General features: G+C 72.2%; 4 protein-coding genes. 3 read left to right on the top strand and 1 reads right to left on the bottom strand.

Going from position 1 to position 8,646, the window contains the following annotated elements; genetic code table 11:
- Positions 1–355: 355 nt before the first annotated feature.
- Positions 356–3,379: a lysylphosphatidylglycerol synthase domain-containing protein gene (locus tag ABTX78_RS33415; RefSeq protein WP_502994040.1), complete on the bottom strand. Its 3,024-nt coding sequence runs from the start codon at positions 3,377–3,379 to the stop codon at positions 356–358.
- A gap of 170 nt (positions 3,380–3,549) precedes the next feature.
- Between ABTX78_RS33415 and ABTX78_RS33410 the strand changes: the two genes are divergently transcribed.
- From ABTX78_RS33410 to ABTX78_RS33400, 3 genes are all read left to right on the top strand, one after another.
- A complete protein-coding gene (locus tag ABTX78_RS33410) occupies positions 3,550–3,903 on the top strand; it encodes an MGMT family protein (protein ID WP_502994039.1) in 354 nt (117 codons plus the stop codon).
- A gap of 203 nt (positions 3,904–4,106) precedes the next feature.
- On the top strand, positions 4,107–7,652 hold the full coding sequence (locus tag ABTX78_RS33405; RefSeq protein ID WP_352210531.1) for an ATP-dependent helicase: 3,546 nt from the start codon (positions 4,107–4,109) through the stop codon (positions 7,650–7,652).
- A 106-nt stretch (positions 7,653–7,758) separates the two neighbouring features.
- Positions 7,759–8,577, top strand: coding sequence for a hypothetical protein (locus ABTX78_RS33400; protein ID WP_352210530.1), 819 nt, complete (start codon positions 7,759–7,761; stop codon positions 8,575–8,577).
- The last annotated feature ends 69 nt before the right edge of the window (positions 8,578–8,646 follow it).

The following is an 8,646-nucleotide window of genomic DNA, read 5'->3' as shown; positions in this document are numbered from 1 at the left end:
GGGCCGCGGGGGGGGGCGGGTGGCGGGGGGGGGCCCCCCCCCCCCGGGGTGGGGCTCGCCCTCCCGCGGGGGGGGGCGCCCCCCGCCCCCCCCCCGGCAGGGTGCGTGCGACCGCCGCCCGCCGGGGCAGACGTCTGCGTACGCGCTGCCCCGCGATCCTTGCCCGTCGGAGCTGACGTCGGCGAACGGGGCCAATTCCAGCCCGTCCGGCGCTTGAGGACACGGCCGCAGGCCGTGCCCCATCCGCGACCCGCAGGGCGCAAGCAACACCACCCCCGCCCGCCCGTGCGAACGAGCGCAACCAGTCCGTCCGGCCGTCCGCCCAGGACAAAACCGGCCGCCGGACGCCCCCGGCCTACAGCGCTCCCTTGCGGGTCAGGTGGTTGAACGCGAACCACCCCGGCAACACCGGCAACCAGAGCGTCAGCATCCGGTACAGCAGCACCGCCGGTGCCGCGACTTCCTTCGGGACGCCTGCCACGATCAGGCCGAAGGTGAGCGCGCCCTCGACCGCGCCGACACCGCCGGGCGTCGGCGCCGCCGAACCGAGCGCGTTGCCCGCGAGGAAGACGACGGCGATGCTCGCGTAGCTCAGCGGCTGCACCCCGTTTCCGAAGGCCCTGATCGACGCGTCCAGGCACATCACGAACACACCGGTCAGCAGCAGCATCCCGCCGATGCCGGTGATCAGCTTCATGGGCCGCTGGAGTACGTCGAGCATGCGCGGCACCACACCCGCGAACAGCGACCGCAGCCGCGTCGAGACGAACTTCCGCAGGAATGGGATCGCGGTCACCACCAGCACCAGCACGGCGACCGTCAGCAGCCCCGCGATCACCGTTCTGGACGGGCTGAGCGAGGCCGTCTTCTCCGTGCCGGTGAGGTAGCCGAAGGACAGCAGCAGCAGGATGTGCGCGCCGAGCCCGAACAGCTGGGACGCGCCGACACTCGCCACCGCCAGCCCCGGCCGTACGCCAGAGCGCTGGAGGAAGCGGGTGTTGAGCGCGACACCGCCGACCGCGGCCGGAGCGACGATCTTGACGAACGAACCGGCGACCTGCGCGACCACGGTGCGCAGGAAGGACACCCGCTCCGGCACGAAGCCCAGCAGGCTCATCGCCGCCGCGATGTAGCTGAGGGCGGAGAAGGTGACCGCGGCCGCCACCCAGCCCCAGTGGGCCCGTCCGAAGACGGTGGCGAAGTCGATGCCGGCGAGCTGCGAGAGCAGGAAGTACGCGGCCACCGCGCCGGCGATCATGCTGACGAGGGTGCGCGGCCGGATGCGTTCGAGGCGTACCGGTTCGACCGGCGCCTGCGGCCTGATCAGCAGCACCTGGCGGCGGATCTGGGAGAGCAGGTCCTCCTCGCGCACCTCGTCCATGGCTTCGTCCATGGCGCGCTTGTCGGCCTGCTTCTCGGCCCGCTCCGTCTTGCGCACCGCCTTGCGGTCGTCGGCCGCCGGCCCCTCGGCCGCCTCGGTACGGGCCCGCTTGGCGGCCGCGGAGGCCTCCAGTACGGCGTCCCGCTCCCGCTGTGAACGCTCCCGCGCCAGCCTGCGCAGTGTCGCCCGGGTCGAGCGGCTCAGCGCGATCGGCTGGAGCAGCGGCAGACAGTCGGCGACCGTGTCCGGACCGAGGATCTCGACGGCGGTGGCGACAGCGCGCTTGGCACCCACCCTCAGTCCGATGGTGGTCAGCAACTGCGCGATGTCCATACGCAGCACCATGTCGCCCGCCGCGATCTCGCCGCCGCGCAGATCGGTGATGATCACCTTGCCGGAACGATCCACCAGAATCGCGTCGCCTGTCAGCCTGCGGTGCGCGATACGGCGAGACATGAGCGCCTTCACCTGCCGCCAGGCACCGCGCGCCACGTCGTCGGTGATCTCGTCGTCGTCCATGGCGTCCAGCGAGCGGCCGCCCAGGTGCTCGTACACGAGCATCACGGCGTCCGGACCGAGTTCGGACGTCGCGATCAGCTTGGGGGCGTTGGCTCCGGCGGCGATGGCGGCGTAGGCGAGCAGTGCCTCCTGCTCCAGCGCCTGGCGCAGCGACGGGTTCGAGCGCCGGGTGGTGATGGAGCGCAGCGTCAGCCGGCGCCACACCCGGTAGAAGAATCCCTGTGCCTGCTGCTCGCGGTCGACGACGGTGACGTCGAGCGGCGCGCCCTCCTCCATGGTCACCAGATATCGGCGGCCGCGGTCGCCCTGCTCGGCGGGGCTGCCGCCGATGGGGCGCAGCGGGGAGGAGTCGGGGACGTCCTCGGCCCGCATCGCGTTGACCGGGCGGAAACCGACATGGCGAAGACCGGCCATCAGCGTCTGGCCGGTCGGGCGGACGTTCGGTGAGCCGACCGCGTAGAGCGTTCCGTACGCGACGGTCCAGCCGAGCAGGACGGTCAGGATGATCGAGAACGGGGTGGTGTACCCGGCGACCAGCATCGCGAAGGCGTCGAGCAGCAGCACCACCCACAGGACGACACGCCATCTGGGTCTGCGGGACATCCCGACGGCGGTCATGTACGCGATGACGGGGGCGAGATACCCGTGCACCGGGTCGGTGAGCCCGCCGTCCGTCTGGGTCTGCGTGAGGGCGTCCTGGAGCGTGCCCGGCGCGCCTCTGGCGACCCAGAGATCGGTGGCGAGCGTGACCCCGTGCGCGAGGACGGCAGCGAGGACGCCGTCGGCGATCCGCAGCCCGTCCCGTTTGATCAGACGCTCGATCGCGAAGGCGACCGGGACCAGCAGGACGGCGATGCTGGAGACGAGGCCGGCGATCTTGACCAGCAGGTCGGGCGCCTGGCCGGTGCCCTTGTTGATGTCCTCTTCGAGGCCGGACGTCGTGCCGTGGGCGAAGGCGGCGACGGCGAGCACCACGGCGATCAGGAGGATGCCGATGAGCAGGCGCATCAGGTCGGAGGGGCGGTGTACGCGGGCGGCGAGCAGCGGCTCGTCACCGGAGACCCGGTCGAAGCTGGCGACGTCGGTGACATCGCCGGCCGCGTCCGCCTTCGCCGGCCCGGTCTTCGCGCTGTCCGTCGTCTTCGCGCCGTCCGTGGTCCTCGCGTCGCCCGAGGGGTCCGTGGTCTTCGCAGTGTCCTTCGGGCCTGCTGCGGACGGCCCGGGCGAGGGCTGGTCGGCTGCGGGCGGTGCGGCCGGGGGTGATCCGTCCGCGGGCTGGTCGGCGGGGTGCCGGCCGGTCGACGACTGCGCGGCCGCGGGCCCGGTGGTGGCCTCGTCGCCGGCGGTCCGGCCGGAGTCCTGCGAGGCGGTCGGAACGGGCGCGTCCGGGCCCGACCCGGCCTCAGGGGTGCTTGCTGCCTTGCCAGGCTGCACGCCCTGCTCCTCGCTCGTCTCGGTCTCTTCTTGATCTCGTATCACCAGTCACCGCCCGCACGATGGTGGCACGCCCCGCCGACAGAGGGGGGCATCAGGGTGTATTGCGGGGGCGGGAGGTACGTGAGATACGCCCCTTTGCCGCCTGAAACCCGCTCTGCACTCCATGCGCCCCTCGACCGCCCCGCCCTGCGTTGTCGGTGGGGTGCGGCAGGATGGACCGGATGGAAGAGCTGCCGGAGTACGCGGAGCGGGTCCTGGAGGTCGCCGAGCTGATCCCGCCGGGCCGGGTCATGACGTACGGCGATGTCGCCGAATGGCTCGGCGAGGGCGGCCCCCGCCAGGTCGGCCGGGCGATGGCGCTGTACGGTGGATCCGTGCCCTGGTGGCGTGTGGTCCGCGCCGACGGCATGCTGCTGCCCGGCCACGAGCTGCGCGCTCTCGCGCAGTACCGGACCGAGGGCACGCCGCTCAGAGAAGCCCCACGCAGCGCCGAAGGGCATGTGCCGCGCCTCGACGTGAGGCGGGCGCGGTGGGACGGCGGCGATGGCGACGGCGCTCACATATGACAGCTTCCGCCATTCGGCGCCCGGACGTGCGGTCCAAGGACTGTCCGGAGTACGTCGCGCACGGGGAGTATGCGCCGATTCCGGCGTTCTTCCGGTACACGGCGGACTCACTGCGTCGCCACCGCGCGCTGGCGTAGCGTCTCCAGGGCGCGGCACGAACCGCTCCATCAGCACCAGCACACCCACCAGGACCGGCGATCCACGTGAGCTCCTCCTCCACCACCGGGCGTACGCCGTACCCGCAACAGGTACGGCAGGGGGTCCCCCCACGCCCGCAGGGGCTCAGGGGGAGAACCCCAGGCGCCTACCGGCTGGTCCGTACCCCGCCGGGCGCTGTGGAGCCCCCTCTTCTGGACGCAGCCCAGCGGGCTGTGGTTGACCACGATCACGGTCCGCTGCTCGTTCTCGCTGGTCCGGGCACCGGAAAGACCACGACCCTGGTCGAGGCGGTGGCCGCCCGGGTGGCCAAGGGAGCCGATCCGGAACGCATCCTGGTGCTCACCTTCAGCCGCAGGGCAGCCGTCGAACTGCGGGACAGGATGGCGGTGCGGCTCGGCGGCGCACAGGGTCCGCAGGCCACGACGTTCCACTCGTTCTGCTACGCCCTCGTCCGCGCCCACCAGGACGCCGACCTGTTCTCCGAGCCGCTGCGCCTGCTGTCGGGTCCCGAGCAGGACGTCGCGGTGCGCGAGCTACTGGCGGGACAGATCGACCTGGAGGGGGAGGGCCTGGCGCGCCATCAGTGGCCGGACGACCTGCGGGCGTGCCTGACGACGCGCGGCTTCGCCGACGAGGTGCGCGCGGTGCTGGCACGCAGCCGCGAACTGGGCCTCGGACCGGACTCCCTCGCCCGCTTCGCCGCGCGCACCGGACGGCCCGACTGGCGGGCGGCGGCGTCCTTCCTCGCCGAGTATCTCGACGTCCTCGACATGCAGGGCGTCCTCGACTACGCGGAACTGGTGCACCGGGCGGTGCTGCTCGCGGAACGGACCGCGTCGCCGTACGACTTCGTGTTCGTCGACGAGTACCAGGACACGGATCCGTCCCAGGTGCGGCTGCTGCAGGCGCTGGCGGGCGGCGGGCGGACGCTCGTCGCCTTCGGCGACCCGGACCAGTCGATCTACGCGTTCCGCGGCGCGGACATCAACGGAATCCTCGACTTCCCGGACGCGTTCCGGCACGCGGACGGCAGCCCCTCGGACGTCGCGGTCCTCACGACGTCCCGCCGCAGCGGTGAGCTGCTGCTGGCGGCGACCCGGCTGCTGACCCGCCGGATGCCGCTGACGCGGCTGCCCTCCGACAAGGTGCGGGCGCACCGCGAACTGTCCGCGGTCCGCGAGGGCGGGACGGTGGAGACGTACACCTTCCCGACGGCGTCCACGGAAATGGAGAACATCGCGGACATCCTCCGCCGTGCCCATCTGGAGGACGGCGTCGCCTGGTCCGACATGGCGGTGCTGGTCCGTGCCGGTGACCGTACGATCCCCTCCATCCGGCGTGCCCTGACCTCGGCGGGCGTACCCCTGGAAGTCGACGGCGCGGACGTGCCGCTGCGTCACGAGCCGGCGGTGTCGCCGCTGCTGACGGCACTGCGGGCGGTGGCGACGGCGGCCGCCGCGCATCCGGCGGCGCGGCCCTCCGTCGAGGCGGTCACCGAGCAGACGGACGCGGCGGGACCGGTCACCACGGAGGACGCCCCGGACGCGGCCCACGCGCCCGCCGGCGGGGAAGCAGCTGACGCGCCCGCGAGCCCGGACGACGCCGACTCCGCCGTCCTCGAAGACGCCACCCTTGAACCCGCCGTCCTCGAAGACGCCACCGAAGACGCCGCCCCTGAAGACGCCGCCCCCGAGACCTCGAGCGCCGCCCCCGCCCCCTGGCTCGACACCGAGACCGCCCTCACCCTTCTCGCCTCCCCCCTCGGCGGCATGGACGCCGCCGACCTCCGACGGCTCGGGCGAGCCCTGCGGGACGAGGAGCGTGCCGCCGGGAACAAGCTTCCGCCTCCCTCCGACCTCCTCCTCGCCCGCGCACTCGCCGAGCCGGAACGCCTCGTCGCCCACGACCCCTCGTACGCCCGAGGCGCCCAGCGTCTCGGCGGTCTCCTGCGCACCGCGCGGGAGCTGCTCGAAGGCGGCGGCACCGCCGAAGAAGCGCTCTGGGAGCTGTGGGACGGCACCCCCTGGCCACAGCGTCTCGAACGCGCCGCCCTCCGCGGCGGTCCCGGCGGACGCAACGCCGACCGTGACCTCGACGCCGTGTGCGCGCTCTTCGACACCGCGGCACGCGCCGAGGAACGCACCGGCGGCCGTGGCGCCCTCAACTTCATCGAGGAGATCGAGGCCCAGGACATAGCGGCCGACACCCTCTCGAAGCGGGAAGTCCGGCCCGACGCCGTGCGTCTGATGACCGCGCACCGTTCCAAGGGTCTCGAATGGCGTCTCGTCGTCGTGGCCGGTGTCCAGGAGGGCCTGTGGCCGGACCTCCGCCGCCGTGGCTCGCTGCTGGAGGCGGACCGCATCGGACGGGACGGTCTGGCCGAGCCGCTGACGCCGGGGGCCCTCCTCGCCGAGGAGCGCCGGCTCTTCTACGTGGCCGCCACCCGCGCCCGCGACCGGCTCGTCGTCACCGCGGTCAAGGCACCCGCCGACGACGGCGACCAGCCCTCCCGGTTCCTCACCGAGCTCGGAGCCGAACCGAAGGATGTCACCGGCCGTCCCCGCCGTCCCCTCGCCGTCTCCGCGCTCGTCGCCGAACTGCGTGCCACCACCGTCGACCCCGACGCATCCCCCGCGCTGCGGGACGCCGCCGCCCGCAGGCTGGCCCGCCTCGCGGCCCTCGCCGACGACGAGGGCCAGCCGCTCGTGCCCGCCGCGCACCCGTATCGCTGGTGGGGCCTGTACGAGCCCACCCACAGCCGCCTTCCGCTGCGTGACCGAAGCGAGCCGGTCACGCTCTCCGGAAGCGCTCTGGACCAGCTAGCCAACACCTGTGCTCTGCAGTGGTTCCTGGGGCGTGAGGTGAAGGCGGACGCTCCCGCCACCGCCGCCCAGGGATTCGGCAACGTCGTCCACGTACTCGCCGACGAGGTGGCCTCCGGGCGGACCCCCGCCGACCTCGCCGTCCTGATGGAGCGGCTCGACTCGGTCTGGGACGCGCTCGTCTTCGACGCGCCCTGGAAGTCGCAGCAGGAGAAGCAGCACGCGCGCGTGGCCCTCGAACGGTTCCTGCGCTGGCATGTGATGGACCGTGGTGGCCGCGTTCCCGCCGCGACGGAACACGACTTCGACGTGACACTGGAGGCCGGTGAGTACGAGGTGCGCATCCGCGGCTCCATGGACCGCGTGGAGCAGGACGCCGAAGGACGCGCGTACGTCGTCGACTTCAAGACCGGCAAGCAGACGCCCACCAAGGACGAGGTCGCCCACCACCCCCAACTCGCCGTGTACCAGCTCGCGGTGCGGGAGGGTGCGCTCGACGACGCCTTCGACGGCCGGCGTCCCGAGCCCGGTGGTGCCGAGCTCGTCCAGCTGCGGCAGGCCGCCCCCAAGAAGGAGGGCGGTGAGGCTCTGCCCAGAATCCAGGCGCAGGAGGCGCTGACGGGGGAGTGGGTCGGGGACCTGCTCGCCACCGCCGCCGGCCGTGTCCTGGACGAGCGCTTCACCCCGTCCGCCGGGCAGCACTGCACCCACTGCGCGTTCCGCGCCTCGTGCAGCGCCCAGCCGGAAGGCCGTCAGACAGTCGAATGACGAGGTGTGTTGTGGCCCATGCCACACCCATCGGCATGCATCCATTGGCTGTCGACAGGTGTCGCTCAAGGGGCGAGGCACCAACGGGGTTTCAGAGGAGAAGCAGATGGCGGCACGACGTACATTTCTGGTTTCGGCAGCGGTCTGCGCGACCGTGATCGCCGGACTGGCGGGCTGTTCTAAGGACAGCGGCAGCACATCCGACGGCAGCTCGGGCGCGAAGAAGAAAGCCGCCGCCACACCGAAGGCTCCGGCCGACCCCTTCGTCGGACTCACCGCCGACAAGATCAGCGACAAGGCGATCGCGGCGACGAAGACCGCCCGCTCGATGCGCATGTCCGGGCGGGTCACCAGCGACGGTGAGGAAGGCGACATCGACGTCACCGCCGACTCCCAGGGCTCATGCAAGGGCTCGATGGGCCCCGCCGGCAACTCTCTCGAGCTCGTCCAGCTGGACAAGGTCCTGTACATCAAGGGCGACGAGAACTTCTACCGGGAGCAGTTGACCGGGAGCGAGATGCCGAAGTCCGAGACCGACGCCGCGGTGGAGCTGATGAAGGGCCGCTGGCTGAAGATGCCCGCGGAGTCCGCCGGCGAGATGGGGGGCGCCTGCGACGTGAAGACCATGGTCAGCGACATGGACGACGAGAAGTCGGACCGTCAGGGCATGACCAAGGGCCCCGACGCCGACGTGAACGGTCAGCCCGCCGTGACCCTCGTGAAGAAGAAGACCGGCGGTGAGACGCTCACCATGTACGTGGCCAAGGAGGGCAAGCCCTACCTGCTGAAGGTCGTGGTGGTCGGCGGTGACGAGCCCGGCACGATGACGTTCTCCGACTACGACAAGCCGGTGAAGGTCACAGCCCCGCCGGCCGACCAGGTCGTCGACCTGGACAAGCTGGACGGGGCGGACGCGGGCGCCTGAGACCCGGCGCCTGCGCCTGGCGTGTGAGCCCGAGACCCGGCGCCTGCGCCTGGCGTGTGAGCCCGGGGC

The sequence above is a fragment of the Streptomyces sp. NPDC096193 genome (genome assembly GCF_040302905.1).
In the GTDB taxonomy this organism is placed as follows: Bacteria; Actinomycetota; Actinomycetes; order Streptomycetales; family Streptomycetaceae; genus Streptomyces.
This window is presented reverse-complemented; position numbering and strand designations above follow the sequence as displayed.

Coding starts and splice junctions, on each gene's coding strand:
- ABTX78_RS33410 (WP_502994039.1), top strand. CDS start 3,550: ATGGACCGGATGGAAGAGCTGCCGGAGTACGCGGAGCGGGTCCTGGAG.
- ABTX78_RS33400 (WP_352210530.1), top strand. CDS start 7,759: ATGGCGGCACGACGTACATTTCTGGTTTCGGCAGCGGTCTGCGCGACC.